The sequence below is a fragment of the Nocardia sp. CNY236 genome, assembly GCF_000482385.1.
In the GTDB taxonomy this organism is placed as follows: domain Bacteria; phylum Actinomycetota; class Actinomycetes; order Mycobacteriales; family Mycobacteriaceae; genus Nocardia.
Genome location: NZ_AXVD01000007.1, coordinates 33,761 through 47,818, shown reverse-complemented (window position 1 = coordinate 47,818; position 14,058 = coordinate 33,761). Strand labels below are relative to the sequence as shown.

At 65.6% G+C, this 14,058-nt stretch carries 12 protein-coding genes; 5 read left to right on the top strand and 7 right to left on the bottom strand.

The genetic code is table 11. From position 1 onward, the window contains the following. The first annotated feature begins 143 nt into the window (after positions 1–143). The 3 genes from rfbA to K940_RS0106335 all read left to right on the top strand — a co-directional run bounded on the left by rfbA (position 144) and on the right by K940_RS0106335 (position 3,332). Positions 144–1,013, top strand: a complete 870-nt coding sequence (rfbA, locus tag K940_RS0106350; RefSeq protein WP_028476847.1) for a glucose-1-phosphate thymidylyltransferase RfbA — start codon at positions 144–146, stop codon at positions 1,011–1,013. A 184-nt stretch (positions 1,014–1,197) separates the two neighbouring features. After that, positions 1,198–2,163: a dTDP-glucose 4,6-dehydratase gene (gene rfbB / locus K940_RS0106340; RefSeq protein WP_028476845.1), complete on the top strand. Its 966-nt coding sequence runs from the start codon at positions 1,198–1,200 to the stop codon at positions 2,161–2,163. A gap of 47 nt (positions 2,164–2,210) precedes the next feature. Next, a complete protein-coding gene (locus tag K940_RS0106335; RefSeq protein WP_028476844.1) occupies positions 2,211–3,332 on the top strand; it encodes a DegT/DnrJ/EryC1/StrS aminotransferase family protein in 1,122 nt (373 codons plus the stop codon). Between the two features lie 773 nt (positions 3,333–4,105). Here the strand turns inward: K940_RS0106335 and K940_RS32850 are convergent. The 6 genes from K940_RS32850 to K940_RS0106270 all read right to left on the bottom strand — a co-directional run bounded on the left by K940_RS32850 (position 4,106) and on the right by K940_RS0106270 (position 10,642). Continuing rightward, positions 4,106–4,327 (bottom strand): hypothetical protein, encoded by a 222-nt coding sequence (locus tag K940_RS32850; protein ID WP_196812114.1) that lies wholly within the window; start codon positions 4,325–4,327, stop codon positions 4,106–4,108. Continuing rightward, a complete protein-coding gene (locus tag K940_RS31475) occupies positions 4,324–5,625 on the bottom strand; it encodes a methyltransferase domain-containing protein (protein WP_196812113.1) in 1,302 nt (433 codons plus the stop codon). The genes K940_RS32850 and K940_RS31475 overlap by 4 nt, the downstream gene beginning before the upstream one ends. Before the next feature lie 667 nt (positions 5,626–6,292). Next, positions 6,293–6,592 (bottom strand): hypothetical protein, encoded by a 300-nt coding sequence (locus K940_RS0106305; RefSeq protein WP_028476842.1) that lies wholly within the window; start codon positions 6,590–6,592, stop codon positions 6,293–6,295. Between the two features lie 76 nt (positions 6,593–6,668). Next, on the bottom strand, positions 6,669–7,520 hold the full coding sequence (locus K940_RS30665; RefSeq protein ID WP_051406939.1) for a class I SAM-dependent methyltransferase: 852 nt from the start codon (positions 7,518–7,520) through the stop codon (positions 6,669–6,671). Then, a complete protein-coding gene (locus K940_RS33480) occupies positions 7,517–9,775 on the bottom strand; it encodes a hypothetical protein (RefSeq protein WP_231390273.1) in 2,259 nt (752 codons plus the stop codon). Before K940_RS33480 ends, K940_RS30665 begins: the two co-directional genes overlap by 4 nt. Before the next feature lie 303 nt (positions 9,776–10,078). Further along, positions 10,079–10,642 carry a TetR/AcrR family transcriptional regulator gene (locus K940_RS0106270; protein WP_028476838.1) on the bottom strand — a complete coding sequence of 188 codons (564 nt, stop codon included), beginning with the start codon at positions 10,640–10,642 and terminating at the stop codon, positions 10,079–10,081. A gap of 105 nt (positions 10,643–10,747) precedes the next feature. Here K940_RS0106270 and K940_RS27140 point away from each other — a divergent pair, with 105 nt between their 5' ends. Both K940_RS27140 and K940_RS0106260 read left to right on the top strand, forming a co-directional pair. Continuing rightward, positions 10,748–12,349, top strand: a complete 1,602-nt coding sequence (locus K940_RS27140; protein WP_081706205.1) for an MFS transporter — start codon at positions 10,748–10,750, stop codon at positions 12,347–12,349. After that, complete coding sequence (locus K940_RS0106260) at positions 12,346–12,831, top strand: hypothetical protein (protein WP_028476837.1); 486 nt, start codon at positions 12,346–12,348, stop codon at positions 12,829–12,831. Before K940_RS27140 ends, K940_RS0106260 begins: the two co-directional genes overlap by 4 nt. Before the next feature lie 37 nt (positions 12,832–12,868). Here K940_RS0106260 and K940_RS0106255 read toward each other — a convergent pair whose 3' ends face one another. Continuing rightward, positions 12,869–14,032 (bottom strand): nucleotide disphospho-sugar-binding domain-containing protein, encoded by a 1,164-nt coding sequence (locus K940_RS0106255; protein ID WP_028476836.1) that lies wholly within the window; start codon positions 14,030–14,032, stop codon positions 12,869–12,871. Positions 14,033–14,058 lie beyond the last annotated feature (26 nt).

The window sequence follows — 14,058 nt, the reverse complement described above, 5'->3', positions numbered from 1 at the left end:
ACGCTCCCTGACAACGCTATGACGTTCTCACCCTTGAACACATCCGCGCGCCCGATGAGGCTGAGACAGCAGGCGCGGTCCGGCCGGTTCAGTGGGCACCGGACTCGACAGTACGCAAGCGTTCTGAGATGAGGAGCGGCATCGTGAAAGGGATCATCCTGGCCGGGGGACATGGAACTCGGCTACATCCGATCACCTTGGGCATCTCCAAACAACTTCTTCCCGTGTACGACAAGCCGATGATCTACTACCCGCTCTCGGTGCTCATGCTCGCGGGAATCGTGGACATCGAGATCATCTCGACGCCGCGTGATCTGCCTGCATTTCGCCAGCTACTCGGTGACGGCTCATCCCTCGGTCTGTCACTGACCTATGCCGAGCAGCCCGAGCCACGCGGATTGGCCGACGCGTTCCTGGTGTCCGAAAAGCACATCGGCGGTGACTCCGTGATGCTCATCCTGGGAGACAACGTCTTTCACGGACCGGGCTTCAGCGCGACGCTGCAGCGCGCAGCGTCGCGCGTGGAGGGCTGTGTGTTGTTCGGCTACCCGGTACACGATCCGGACAGATACGGCGTGGCCGAAGTGGACGAGGACGGCGTGCTCGTCGGCCTTCAGGAGAAGCCGGCGTCACCCCGTTCGAACCTTGCCATCACCGGGCTGTACGCCTATGACAACGAGGTCGTCGAGATCGCCAGAAGTCTGCAGCCCTCCGCCCGTGGTGAACTCGAGATCACCGATGTCAACCGGGCTTATCTGGCTCGAGGGAGTGCCGAGTTGGTGCTGTTGGGTCGAGGATTCGTGTGGCTCGACACCGGAACCCACGAAAGTCTGATCGAAGCAGGGCAATACGTGGAGATCCTCGAGCGCCGGCAAGGAGTACGCATCGCCTGTATCGAAGAGATCGCCCTACACATGGGCTACATCGACCAGGACACCTGCCACCGACTCGGGCGCCGGCTCGCGAAATCACCCTACGGCCAGTACGTCATGGACGTGGCGGCCGCGAGCTGACCGGTATGCCGAACGCGCGCAGACACCCCGACCGCTTCGCCGAAAGGAACTCCGGCATCATGCGCACTCGTTTCGTTCGACCCTCGATCGCGCCCAGGCGGTGCGGTCCGCCGGCCGAAGCCGCTGTCGGTTCCGGTCGCCGGTCCGGGCGCCGACACCATCTGTGCTCGGGCAGGAGTGTGCGATGAGAATTCTCGTCACCGGAGGTGCGGGCTTCATCGGTTCGCGCTACGTCCAGCGCCTACTGGCTGCCGACGTGAACGTCACGGTTCTCGACAAGCTGACCTACGCCGGCAACCGGGCCAATGTTCCTGCCCACCATGAACGGTTGGCGTTCGTGCGCGGTGACGTCTGTGATCCGCGGACGGTCGCCGAGGTCGTGACGGACTGCGATGCCATCGTCCATTTCGCCGCGGAGTCACACGTCGACCGCTCGGTGGGCTCGGGGGAGGCCTTCGCACGTACGAATGCGGTGGGAACCCAAGTCGTGCTCGAGGCTGCGGTCGCGGCAGGCGTCCAAAAGGTCGTGCATGTTTCGACCGACGAGGTCTACGGATCGATCGAGGAGGGCTCGTGGTCCGAAGACTGTCCTCTGCTACCGAACTCGCCCTACTCCGCGTCCAAAGCGGGCTCGGACCTGATCGCACGTGCATATCGGCACACCCACGGGCTGGACGTGTCGACGACACGGTGCTCGAACAACTATGGCCCCCACCAGCATCCGGAGAAGATGATCCCGCGCTTCGTCACCAACCTGATCGAAGGCCATCCGGTCCCGCTGTACGGCGATGGGGGAAATACCCGTGAATGGCTGCATGTCGAGGACCATTGCGGCGCCATCGATCTCGTACTGCACCGTGGCCGCGCCGGAGAAATCTACAATATCGGCGGCCATCCTCTGTCCAACCTGGAGTTGACCGAACGTCTCGTGCGCCTCTGCGGCTACGAAACGTCGATGATCCAGTTCGTCGCCGACCGCAAAGGCCACGATCGGCGCTATTCGGTCGACGACACCAAGATCCGTGACGAGCTCGGCTGGGCGCCGAGTGTTCCCCTGGCGGAAGGTCTCGCCGGCACTGTGGCGTGGTATCGATCCAACGCCGAGTGGTGGATCCCTGCCAAGCGGGCGCTGCGCGCACCTGCCGCATGACTCGTTCCTCCTGCTTCCATCCCGCCGAGCCCGACAGGAGCTGCACCATGACCATCCGTGTGTGGGACTATCTTCCCGAGTACGCCAAAGAGAAAGACGACATCCTCGATGCGGTGCAGACCGTGTTCGATTCCGGCCAGTTGGTGCTCGGTGAGAGCGTCCGAGGCTTCGAGCGCGAATTCGCCGCGTATCACGGCGTACCGCATTGCACCGGGGTAGACAACGGAACGAATGCGATCAAGCTGGGACTCGAGGCGCTCGGAGTGGGGCCGGGCGACGAGGTGATCACCGTTGCCAATACTGCCGCACCCACCGTCGTCGCCATCGTGGGCGCCGGAGCGGTGCCGGTGTTCGTCGACGTCCGCGAAGACGACTTCCTGATGGACACCACACAGATCGAAGCGGCCATCACCGCGCGCACCAAGGCGATTCTTCCAGTACATCTGTATGGACAGTGCGTCGACATGGCTGCAGTGCAGCAACTCGCCGACGAACACGGTCTGGCGGTCTTGGAGGACTGCGCGCAATCGCATGGTGCCTACCACCATGGAGAGCTCGCGGGCACGATGTCGTCGGCTGCCGCTTTCTCCTTCTACCCGACCAAGGTGCTCGGTGCGTACGGCGATGGCGGGGCAGTCCTCACCAGCGACGAGCAAACCAAACGCGACCTCGATCGGTTGCGGTACTACGGAATGGACAAGGTCTACTACGTGGTGCGCAGTCCAGGCCACAATTCCCGCCTCGACGAGGTACAGGCCGAGATTCTGCGTCGCAAGCTCTCCCGTCTGGACCACTACATTGCAGGGCGCAACGCGGTCGCGCAGCGCTACGTCGAGCAGCTGTCGGATCTCGAGCATCCCGAAGGGTTGCGGCTACCACGAACCAATTCCGGCAACACTCATGTCTACTACGTGTATGTGGTGCGCCACCCGAAGCGCGACGCCATCCTGGAGGCGCTACGAGAGTTCGACATCGCGCTCAATATCAGCTATCCGTGGCCGGTGCACACGATGAGCGGATTCGCCCATTTCGGGTACCGCCCGGGGTCGTTGCCGGTCACCGAGAAGCTCGCCGGGGAGATCTTCTCCTTGCCGATGTACCCGTCGTTGCCCGAGGCCGAACAGGACCGGGTCGGTGCGGCGCTGCGTTCGGTGATCGCGCGCCTGTGACCGGCTGTGACAGGCGGAGCCGTTCTCGGCGGGGGACCGGTGAACGCCAGGTGTGTGACCGCTCGTATGCCGTGAACCTGTTTTGTTTACATGAGTAGTCTGCTGGGCGTGGAGCTGACCCCGGACGCACCTCGACTGGCATTTTCGGCTCCGCGTCCACCAGAATGTCGACTCCTCGGCTGGCGATCACCATCGCCAGCGGCTGAGCGGGGTCGGGACACACGTGTGGCCCCGCGCCCCACGACAGATGCGCCCGATTGCCGGTACGGTCACCCGCGCTCTTGCCGGGGTCGTTGTTGCATGCCGGCAGGCTGGTGATCACCGGATGGTGCGCCGGGAGCCACTCATCTCGGATTGGTGTCGGCCGCCGGGTGTACCGAATGACGAAACTAAATGTTCACGCGGACATTAGGTTCGAGTGGAATCGGTTTTCAGGTGTGGGAGCCTGCGATGGAGGCGATGTACAGTGTCCGAGACGAAGGATCGACCAAGGCCTGGTGTCCGTCAGCCGCCATGACCCGCTCAGCTTCGACCACAACGACTGGTAGCCACCGCGCGGCCGGGTCGGGCACCCCCTTGCGTGATCTGCTACGTCGCTCGAGATTCGTGCGTGTGTCGCCCTGTGATCGCCCGGAAGTTCAGCATCCCCAAGTGGGTTGCTGCATGGTGTTCGGCAAGCTTCTGCATCGCGGTGAGTTTCTGCGCGGCGGCGGCTGACCTCGATCGCGACCACTTCACCCTGTATCCCCGGCTGCGGCAACCGCAGCATCTCATCACGTTGTTCGGTCCGCGTTGAACAGTCGACTGAGTTCCTTGACCGTGGTTTCGGGTCCGACTGCGTGGACGGTGCCCATTCCCAGTTGCCGCGCTGGTTCCAGGTAGTACGTCCAGCTCGGTGACTCCAGTTGCGCGGCCCGATCGACTCCCAGGACTCTGTCTGGTCGTGGGCAGTGGCGCCAGCCCGGCGGGACTGCTCTATCCTTCGCGGCAGTCACGATTCCTTGGCCAGTGCTGCACGAATCCAGGTCGCGAACTGCGTCATCTCGGTGTCGTTGTAGCCCAGGACGCCGTTGGCCGCGTCCAAGGCGTAGAGCTGCTGGTGGGCGTAGGGCACACCAGGTGGCAGAGGTGCCACGTGCCAGTGAATATGCGCGTTGCCGAGCTTGGCGCCCAGCGACATCACGTAGGTCCGCTCCGGACTCGTCACAGCAGCAACGGCGCGGGCGACCCGGTGCACCACCGCCTGCAAGCGCAGGTACTGCTCGGTAGTGAGATCACCAACCACGTCTTCAACGTGACGGCGCGGCACCACAAGCACATAGCAGGGCAGCGTGGGGTACCGGTTCAGGAACGCGACATGCTCGCCGTCGTCGAAGACCGTGTGGTGCTCGTAGCCGGGCTGGTCTGCCAGGAATGCGCAGACGAAACACTGCTGCGTCCGCACCCGCTTTTCATAGCCGGGCAGGTCCATCGGCACCCGCCGCTGTTCGAGGTCGGCAACGCCGTCCGGTGGTGCAGGGTCGGGCTTCTCCGCGATCAGATGAGCGAACCGGGCTGTTTCGAGGTAAGGGTGGCGGTCAGCGAGCAGGTTCTCCAGTCGCAGCAGCTTCGCGAAGAACTGCGGATCGTGTTTGGCTTCGTCGTCGCTGATCAGGTCACACACCGCGCGCACCCCGTAGCGGTCCGGTCGCCCCAGGCCCGCGACGGCCATCTCGGTGGCCAATTCGGTCGCGGTGACCACATCGATTTCGGTGTCGTAGGTGACCGAGGTCCGGGTTGCGGCGTCGAGCAGCCGCATCGCCTGGTCCAGCTCCCCGCGCCGCACGGCCACGGTCAACGGGTCGCTGGCGGGGTTCGGCACGAGCACCGACAGCAGCCCACCTGGCCGCAGCATCGACACCATCGCGGCGAGCGCTGCGGTCCGATCCGGAACATATTGCAGCACATTGTGTGCTGTGATCACGTCGAACGAATCGCGTGTAAGCCCAGTGGCCAGTTCCGTCAAGTCTGCGTGCCGTGTCTCGATCAGCTCCGCGCAACCGTGCGCCGTGGCCCGCGCTGCGGCCTCATCGAGTGAGTCCCGCGACGTGTCGACGATGGTGACATGATGGCCCAGAGCGGCCAGGCGCACCGCATCCAGGCCGTTGCCGCCGCCCACGTCGAGCACGGTCAGCGGGTCGGTAGATAGGTGTCGGGCGAGGTTGGTTGCGACCTGCTCGTAGCGCAGCCGGCCCCACGGCGTGGACTGGTAACTGCGAAGTGCGTCCAAATGCCGATCGAATGCCGAGACCATGAGGCCCTTCCTACCCCAAACCGGCATCGCCGACTATCGATCGGCCGACTGGCACCCATCAGGGTATTGCTGCGGTTCATGCCGCAGGCTTTCGCCGCTGGCGGAAACTCACAGTGCGATCGACAGTCCGAGGGGAAGAGCATAGACCGCACGACCGAACTCAGCACACGACTCAACGCCCTGGACGCGCTGTCCAGCAAGGGAGTTCACTCGGATCCGTCGATCGACGAAGCGCGGACCCACATTGCGCAAACCTACCTCTTGGCCGCCGACCTGCTGTCTATCGCCGAAGGCACCTCCTACCGCCTGAACACACTTCCTCGCATGACCAGGCCAGTGGAGCCAAAAACTGTGCCCGACCGGGGGTTTTGCTCCGGTGGGTCGTGTTGATTGTCATTGACACGTTTCGGAAACTGGGTGGCGTTCTCTGGGACTCGTCATGTCGATGTCAGTCGACGATCTGCGGATTCGTCATCGGTGTCAGTAGCGTTCGTCACCGGATGTCAGTAACTGGCTGGTCAAGGGCTGTTTCTCGGTGACGGTGTTGGCGCTGGAAATGTGGCGCGGAACGCCTGAAAACGTCAGTCGCGACGCGTCACCACTGACATTTCGACGCTGATGGTGCGACCCGACGCGGCCGCAGCGCTGGGACGCCCGAGGCACCCGGCTACTCCCTGGTCGGTCTCGATCGCTGCCACCAGTCGATCGGCTCGCAGGAATCGTCAAGCTGGTCGATGAAGTGCGCGGTGGTCTCCACCTGCCCGCCGGATTGGTCGCAGAACACCCACAGCTTCTGGGTGGCGCGGTGGTACTGGTGGATCACTGTGTCGACCTCGAACGCGTCGAGCTCCCCGGCCCGGAACTGTGCCACCGCCTGCTCGACGTGGGCGATCAGCTCACCCAGGCGCGCCTCGTGATAGGCGGTGACCCGCTCACGCGCGGCCCGCCGCTGTGCCTTCGATCCCACCTGGTCACGGTACCGACCCGCTAATGAGGTTGGGTGAATTGCGCTATGCCTCATTCCGGACTTCGTGGCTGAGCCCTCATCGAACGTTGGGGGTGCGGCCGAGGATGTAGTAGTGCGCGATCGTTTCCCGCAGCTGTCCGGACGGCTCGCACTCGTGCAGCCGCGCCCGCAGGTCCTGTTCGAAACTCTCGACCAGCGAACTGTTCGCCCGGATCGGCGCCGTGTAGGAGGTCGACCACAAGAATCCGAGGAACTGGTCAGCGGTCCAGGTGTGTGGTGTGGAGAACTGGTGCTCGGCGACGTCGACGAACCCTGCTTCGCGCACAACGTCTTCGTGAGTGCGCCGTGCTGGGGCGTGGCTCTCGGCCGTGGCAGGCACCGCGCTCGCGGGGCGCCCGGGTTCGCCGGACCATCGGGCGACGACATCGACGGCGACGGTTTGCCATGGCTCGGTTCCGCTCCAGGGTGTGCTGCTGCCCAGGATGGCCAGGCAGCCGCCGGGGGCCAGCCACTGGCGGGCGCGTTCGGCGATGAGCGGTCGGTCCAAGCGGTGGTAGGCGTTGCCAATGGTGACCAGCTGCGCGGGCTCGTCGACGGTCAGGTCTTCGGCCTTACCGGTGCTCCAGATGATGTTGGTGGCGGCGGCTCGCTCGGCCTTGGCGCGTCCGACCTCGATCATGTCGGGTTCGAGGTCCACGGCATAGACGTGGGCGAACCGGGTGTGCAGGGGTATCGCGATTTCGCCAGTGCCGCAGGCGAGGTCGACCAGGACGCCGCCGTCGCCTGCCTGGTTGAGGAGGTCGTCGAACAGTGGCTGGGGGTAGGCCGGGCGGTACCGGCTGTATAACTCGGCTGCGCCGCGGAAGAGGTCTTCGCGGTAGCCTGATCGGATAGGCCAGCTCGGTGGGGTCGCCGGGGGCTTGGTCATGTCGGGTTCTCGCTCCTTGCTCTCGCGGTGCGGTGCGGCTGGGTTTGCTGGGTTCGATCGTGGTCAGGGGACGAGGTCCGGGCGGTCGAACTGACGTCGGTAGGCGCTGCACCCTTCTCCGCAGACCCGCGAGCACACCTTGAGTTTCCCGCCCGCGATGGTGTCGGTGCTCCAGCTGCGTTCCACGGCCGTGAAGAATTCGCCGGCGAGGATTTCATCGAGCGGGTGGCGGGCGGCGTCGAGGGTGGTGGCTCCGCCGGAGGCGGTGAGCAGGTCGTGGACCTGTGCGTCGGTGGCGGCTTGTTCACGATGCAGCTGGGGCAGGGTCGCTTGGACGTAGAGCCAGCAGCACGGGTACACATGTCCGGTCGCCGAGACGAAGATGGCGCTCGAATCCAGGGCCTGGCACTGGATGGTGCAGGTGTCGAAGAACTGGTCGAAGTACTCAGCGCGGACCTCGATACTGCGCGCCCAGAGCACGACCTCGTTGACGAGCGGTTCGTCGGCCGGTGGCCGCAGTTCCCCGACGGCCGCGCCGGTGCGGTCGTAGATCGGGGTGGCGTCGACGCTGTCACCGGGACGCAGTTCGGGGGCGGGTTCATACAGGGGCCGCAGGAAGCGGGCGGTCTTCTTGACGCTGAACTCGGCGAATCCGAGTTCAGCGGCGCGGGAGGATTCGATTTGTGCTCGTTGTGGGCGAAGGCGATGTAGTCCCACTGGGCGCGGCCGCCGGCGTCGATGAACGCGGCGGCGTTGGCCAGGACTTTGTCGATGTCGACCTTGCGCCGGTATACGCCGTTGGTGGCCAGGCCGTCGATGGCGAAGATCGTGGTGATTCCCGGGATTTCGGCCAGCCGTGCCCACCAGTTCGGGGTGCGCAGGCCGCCGTTGGTGTAGATGCGGATGGCTGTGCCCGGGTTGGTGGTGTGGATGTGGTGGCAGATGTCGAGCAGTTCACCGGCGATGGCGGGGTCGCCGTAGGCGCCGCAGATGTCGACGATCTCGAGTTGGGCTAGGACGTGTTCGGGCAGGCAGGTGATGCCCGCGGTGGGCAGGGGCAGGTTGTTGTCGAAGATCGATCCGATGCGGCCGCCCTCGCGGCAGGACGCCGGCCAGATCTCGTCGAATCGGATGAACAGGGATTCGGCGCCGACGTTGCAGGTCCAGGGTGACATCGCCGCCCGCGAACTCACCCGCGCCACAACAGCAGTCACCGCCACCCGCCCCACAGCCCGCCTGCGGTACCTGCACATCCACGACCTGACCACCCGCACGCTCGGGTCGGCGCTGCCGACGGCGATGTCGATGAGGCCGGGGTTGGCGTGGGTGATGGTGTTGTGCCAGCCGAGGCTGGTCAGCAGGTACACCAGGCTCGGGCCCGGTGGGCGTCCGGCGGCCGCGGCGAGCCGGTGGGCGAGGAGCTGCTGGGCCAGCAGCGAGGCGGTGATCGGGGCGAATGCCTCGTAGCCGACGACCACGCCGCGGCGACCGGTGGCCTGGTAGCCCTGAGCCCAGGCGTGGCACAGCTCTTCGTTGAGCACTTCGATTGTCCAGCCGGAATCGGTGGCACCCAGCTCGATCCGGTTGGAGGCCAGTTCATCCGGGCTGAACACCCTCAGCCCGTAGACGGTGTTGAGTTCGCGCAGGGTGGTGGTGATCGCGGCACCGAAGTCAGCTCCGGCGACCTGGTCGGCGACTGCGCTGGCGGCGGCGATGCAGCCGCGCGGTGCGTGGAGTTCGACCCGGCGGGTTGCGGCCGGTGCGAGACCGCGGCGCACCGTCGGGCTCGGTGCCCCGCTGGTGAACAGCTCCTGCGGGCGGTAGCCCGACAGCCAGCGCTCCAGCGCAGCGAATTCCGCATTGTCGGCCCACGGGTTGCGCAGCGGAACCTTGTGTACTCGGGGCGTTTGTGCAACCTGTTGCCCGGCAATCCTTTTCGGTACGCCGTGGCCCTTGTCGACGGTGACGACGACAACGGTGGACGGTCCGTACTGCAAGGGCCGCAACCCGGTCAGGGCGCGGGCCACGGCGGCGGTGATCTCGTGGGTGGCCGGTCCTGCGGTGATCACCTGGTAGCCCAGGCCGCCGAGGTGGTGGGCGAGATCGCAGGGGTCGAGGCCGGCCAGCAGCGATGCCGAGCCCATGCGCAGGCCGTTGGCGAGGTAGAACTCGATATCGCGGGCCCGGTCCTGCATGGCCCGCACGTCGTGGCCGGGCAGAAAGTCGCGGGTGCTGATCGCCTCGCAATGTTGCATCGGCTACAACACTCCGGTGACCCAGATTCTCCTGGCTCGGCGCATCTCATGCTCGCGGACAACGTGGTTCGGGCCGGGAATCCTCGGCGAATCGGGACGATGCTCGTGCGTCTGCACCTGAGTCGGCCCTTACAGCTGTCTCTCGATGCATCGCTTGTTCGGTGACGGGTTTCGTGGCGGATACATCGCCGATTCGAGTGGCGAGTTCGATATGACGCCGCTATAGCAGGCGGTGATGTCGTCGGGATCGACTGTGCCGGCGATCCCGGTTGTGCCGCAGGTATAGATGTTCGCGCCGGTTGGCTAGGTCAGGATCCCGCGAACGAGGATCGCGATCCGGTCGGTGGAGCGTGCGTGTTCGAGGTCGTGGCTGTCGGCCCAGGCGAGGGCGTTTGCCAGAACGAAGACGTCCTCGCCGGAGACTTCGGCACGCACGCGCCCGCTTGCCTGGGCTCGAACGACGAGTTCGCCGGTGAGCCCTTCGAGGTCCTGGCAGATTCGTGCCAGCGGGCCGTCTGCGGCGCTGGCGGCCAGGACACTGTTCGGCAGCCCGCCATAGGTACCCGAGTACGCCGCGAGGAGATGGATCCACTCGACCAAGGCTGCGGCCGGGTCGGTCGCGGCGCCCAAGCGCACGGCATCGGCGCGCAATTCGGCGACGTGTTCGGCGACTGCGGCGGCAACCAGGTCGGCACGCGCAGGAAAGTGCCGGTACAGCGTGCCCGGTCCGACCCCGGCTGCTCGAGCGATCTCCTCGAGCGACGCTTCCACGCCCTTGCTGGCGAATGCGTCGCGCGCTGCGGCAACCACGGCCGCACGATTGCGTGCGGCATCGGCACGTAGCGGCCTCCCAGCGGGTGCGCTCACGGCTCCTCCAATCACGGTTGACTTATCCGGATGCTGCCTCCATATTTGAAACGGAGGATCTCTCCGAATTAATCGGAGGGTATGTCCGAATGGAAGGAGTATGGCATGAATGCACCTGCCCCTACCACGGGCGCGGGGCATCCCACCCGGTGGGCGGCGCTGGCGGTCCTGGTTCTACCGGTGTTGCTGACCTCGATGGACCTCTCCGTCCTCTATCTGGCCATCCCATTGATCAGCGCAGATCTCGCCCCCAGTAGTAGCCAGATGCTATGGATTCTGGATATCTACGGCTTCGTGCTCGCGGGCCTGCTGATCACCATGGGCAACCTGGGTGACCGGTTCGGACGGCGCTTGGTGCTCTTGACCGGGGCGACGCTCTTCGGCGCAGCGTCGGTTCTGGCGGCCTTCTCCACCAGCCCGGAAATGCTCATCGCGGCGCGCGCCCTGATGGGTCTCGGTGGCGCGACATTGATGCCCTCGACGCTGTCGCTCATCCGCAACATGTTCGTCGATTCCGGTGAGCGCACGAAGGCGATCGGTGTGTGGACGGCAGCGTTCGCCGGCGGCGGCGCGCTCGGCCCGGTCGTCGGGGGAGCCCTGTTGAACTTCTTCAGCTGGGGCTGGGTATTCCTGATCAATGTGCCGGTCCTGGTGGTGTTGCTGGTGGCGGCCCCGGTGCTGGTACCCGAGCATCGCGACCGCTCGCAGGCCCGGTTCGACCTGGTGGGCGCCGCGCTGTCGATGGCAGCGATTCTGCCGCTGGTGTATGCGGTCAAGCACGCCGCGGAGATAGCCGGTTGGGACTCTCGCTGCACGATCGCTGCCGCTGCCGGCGCAGCGGCAGCGATCCTGTTCGTGCTGCGTCAACGAATTGCCGTGGCCCCGTTGGTGGATACCACGTTGTTCCGCAGCAGACGCTTCGTCGGCGCCTTGGTGGCGGTCACCCTCGGCATCATGGCATTGCTGGGGCCGAACATGTATCTGGCGCGGTATTTGCAACTCGTGGTCGGTCTATCGCCATTGACTGCCGCGTTGTGGATGGTGCCGATGACCGTCGCGGCGATGACGGGGTCGATGCTGGCTCCGCAATTGGCGGCCAGGGTGGGCACGGCGAGGGCGGTCGCCGCTGGTTTCTCCACCGCCGCGGTGGGACTCGCGATCATCTCGCTCACTCCACCGGCAGATGGCTTGGCGGTCGTCGTGATCGGCGGGATCGTGCTCAGCGGCGGGGTGGTCAGCGTGATGACCCTGGCCACCGACGCGGTCGTTGCCGCTGCGACCCCCGAACGCGCTGGGGCGGCCTCGGCGATCCAAGAGACCGGTTCGGAGTTCGGTGGCGCACTGGGCGTCGCGCTGATGGGTTCGCTCGGTGTCGCAATATATCGCGCCAACCTCGAACTGCCGCCCGAGGCGCCCGCGGTGGCGCGTGAATCCTTGGCCAGCGCACGTGCGGCTGCCGAAGACCTGCCCGAAGATCTGCGCACCAGCGTGCTCGCCGATGCCGCGGATGCGTTCACGGCCGGACTCTCCGTCGCTGCGGTCGCCGGCGCGGTCGCCATGGCTGCCCTCGCTGTGCTCGTCCCGTGGCTCATGCGCGGCTCGGACCCTGATCGAGACCTTCCCGAACCCGACCCACACCACACTACCGACGGCGAACCCGCCCCTACCCTGGGCGATGCCGAACAATCCAAGGAGGCACGCGCATGAGCAGTCAGCCACTCGGCTATCTCGTCAAGGCTCTCGACAATGCGCTCCAGCGGTATGTCGACCGGGTGCTGCGTAATGCACACGGCGTAGGTCGCAGCCATTGGCAGGCGCTACGCACTGCGCAAGACGGCGACACGAGTCTGGAACGGTTCACCATCGAAGCCGGCGAGTTCTACGGCCCCGCGCAGATCGATGAGCTGCTGACGTCGCTGACCGGTAACGGCTGGCTGCGCCTGGTCCCCGCCGACGACGGCACCGACATGCAGCTGACCGACTCGGGACGAGAGTTGCTCGAGCAGATGGGCCAGACCCAGGCGCGCACCATGCAGATCGCCGCGGACGGCGTTTCACAGGAGGATTACGCAGCCACCCTGCGCACCCTCGACCGGATCGTCGAGAACCTCGAGGCCGCCTCCGCTCGTATCGAATCCGGCAGCGTCGAGGGGGAAACCGCTGTCCGCGAGGCAGCATCGTCCGGCTGAAAGATCGCGGTCGAGGGTGCCGACCAGGGCTGTGGCCTTACGGCTGCGGCCCTATAGCGACAGCCTGTTCGAGCTCTTCGACGCACTCGGCCGGATGTGGCATGGATCGGATCTCGCTGCGCAGCTTATCCGCGGAACCACTGACGGCGCTGTCGCCCAGGACGGTGTGGCATGCCTGCACCGCCCGTTCGATCACGCCGTCGCCCGGGGCCACCGAGATCCCCGCACCCAGCGCAGCGATCTTTTTGGTGGTGCGTTCCCAGATTTCGGCGTCGGGCAGCATGACTTGCGGTGTCCCCGCGTCGAGGGCGGTCAGCGTGCTGACTCCACCCGCATGATGGACCAGCACATCGCACGTGGGCGCCACGAGGTCGAGTGGGATGAACCCGGCGTGCCCCAGTGGGATCAGGTGTCCGACGCTGGCGGCGACTTTCGGGGGAGCAGCGACCAGGAGTTCCACATCGAGGCGCGACAGACCGGCGATCAAGTCACGAAGCTTCTGGAAGCTGGTGTCGAAGGTGTCGGTGGTCTGCACTCGGCTGCCCATCGTGAGGCACACGCGCGGTCGATCGGACTGGGCGCGAATCATCCAGGGTTCGATGGCTGCCTGCATGTTCGATGGGACGAACCGGATGGCGCGGTGGGGGGACCCGTCGTGGTGCGGCCGCAGTGACGGCGGGGCCACGTCGAGGGTCGAGATGGGAGCCGGCAACGACGACAACCCCAGCTCGACCAGCTCCGGCTCGAGTTCGTGTTCCACACCCGAGAGGTAGGGAGTGATCTCGTACATGTCCCACGTCTGGCGCACATAGGGCACCTGGAGCTGCGTCGCGAGCAGCGGTGCGACGAAAGAGAGACTTCCGCCGACGACCAGGTCGGGCCGAAAGTACTCGGTCAGTGGCTGTAGCGATCGCAGCGCGGTTGCCGCGTATCGTCCGAACCAGCGGCCGGCGCCGAAGACCATTTCCTCGGCGGTCCTCGCGGGGGCAACCCTGGTGCCGTCACGCTCGTAGAGAATGAATTCCGACAATGGCCGATTCGTGCAGGCGAACGCGGGTAGTCCGGACGCGGTGATGGCTTCGACTGTCTGCTCCGAACCGGCCATCACCACCTCATGTCCCCGGCTTTTCGCAGCACGGGCAAGTGGCGCCAGCGCGAACGCGGTCGCATGGCTGGCGTGCGCGGCGAACAGGATTCTCACGGGGTCCCCAATCTGTCGTTGTGGTC

Coding starts and splice junctions, on each gene's coding strand:
- rfbB (WP_028476845.1), top strand. CDS start 1,198: ATGAGAATTCTCGTCACCGGAGGTGCGGGCTTCATCGGTTCGCGCTAC.
- K940_RS0106335 (WP_028476844.1), top strand. CDS start 2,211: ATGACCATCCGTGTGTGGGACTATCTTCCCGAGTACGCCAAAGAGAAA.
- K940_RS31475 (WP_196812113.1), bottom strand. CDS start 5,625: ATGGTCTCGGCATTCGATCGGCATTTGGACGCACTTCGCAGTTACCAG.
- K940_RS30665 (WP_051406939.1), bottom strand. CDS start 7,520: ATGACCAAGCCCCCGGCGACCCCACCGAGCTGGCCTATCCGATCAGGC.
- K940_RS33480 (WP_231390273.1), bottom strand. CDS start 9,775: ATGCAACATTGCGAGGCGATCAGCACCCGCGACTTTCTGCCCGGCCAC.
- K940_RS27140 (WP_081706205.1), top strand. CDS start 10,748: ATGAATGCACCTGCCCCTACCACGGGCGCGGGGCATCCCACCCGGTGG.
- K940_RS0106260 (WP_028476837.1), top strand. CDS start 12,346: ATGAGCAGTCAGCCACTCGGCTATCTCGTCAAGGCTCTCGACAATGCG.